The organism is Streptomyces sp. P9(2023) (genome assembly GCF_032436795.1).
Lineage (GTDB): Bacteria > Actinomycetota > Actinomycetes > Streptomycetales > Streptomycetaceae > Streptomyces.
The window spans coordinates 1-241 of sequence record NZ_JAUPWM010000804.1; the positions used below are offsets into that span (position 1 = coordinate 1).

Below are 241 nucleotides of genomic sequence, written 5' to 3' on the forward strand. Positions count from 1 at the left end.
GGCGGTGGGGCTCGGTGTCCTGGCGCGCCGCGGGCGGGGCTACCGCGCGGCGGACAATGGCGCGCGCACCTATCTCGCCGGCGGCTGGCTGGAAGAGCTGATGGCACTGGCGCTGCTTGATGCGGAGTGTCAGGAGGTGCGCTTTTCCCAGCAGATACGCTGGCGCGCGCCGGGCGGCGAGAGCGACCACTACAACGAGGTCGACGCGCTCGCCCTCTACGGCGGGCAACTCGTCATCGTC

1 protein-coding gene is annotated in these 241 nt (G+C 71.4%); it reads left to right on the forward strand.

The genetic code is table 11. From position 1 onward, the window contains the following. A partial coding sequence (locus Q5762_RS39505; protein ID WP_315897147.1) for a hypothetical protein occupies positions 1-241 on the forward strand: 241 nt, incomplete at both ends.